Source organism: Streptomyces sp. P9(2023), assembly GCF_032436795.1.
Taxonomy (GTDB): domain Bacteria; phylum Actinomycetota; class Actinomycetes; order Streptomycetales; family Streptomycetaceae; genus Streptomyces.
On record NZ_JAUPWM010000139.1, the window covers coordinates 1 to 506 of the forward strand.

The following is a 506-nucleotide window of genomic DNA, read 5'->3' on the forward strand; positions in this document are numbered from 1 at the left end:
ATTGTCATCTGGTAAAGACCATCGTCTAAGTCTTCAAAAGAAAACGACTCTTCACTATCGTCGTAAAAGCCTTCAACAAGTGGCTCAGTGTGCCACCTGCTTTCGCCATCACACTTTCTGCTAACACTTAAAGAAAATTTCCCGTTTTTTTCTGACAAAAAGTACCTTTTCTCTAAATTCTCATCTTCATCGCATCGACTACCCGCAGAAGAAACTAAAAGTCCAATAGCTGCTGCATCCGACTCAACGTCAACATTTATTGCAGACCGGATATCTTGGATCATTACGCCTGTAATAAAAACAAGCGACTCCTGCTTTCGGCTTAGCTCGTCTACTTTTTTAAAGGTTTGAAATGTGGTCAAAAAAAGCTGTCCGGCGCCTAGAGTAATCAGGGTGCCAATTGCCATAGCAACCATTAGCTCGACAAGGGTAAAACCTGATTGGCGTTGGTAGAGCATCATCAGTTACCTAGAAGACCAGGGAGACGAAAGGTGTAAGTAAACGTT

At 42.5% G+C, this 506-nt stretch carries 1 protein-coding gene; it reads right to left on the bottom strand.

The annotated features are described in order from the left end of the window. Nucleotides 1–461 (bottom strand): prepilin-type N-terminal cleavage/methylation domain-containing protein (locus tag Q5762_RS37050; protein ID WP_315896710.1); only part of this gene is annotated, 461 nt, incomplete at its 3' end. Nucleotides 462–506 lie beyond the last annotated feature (45 nt).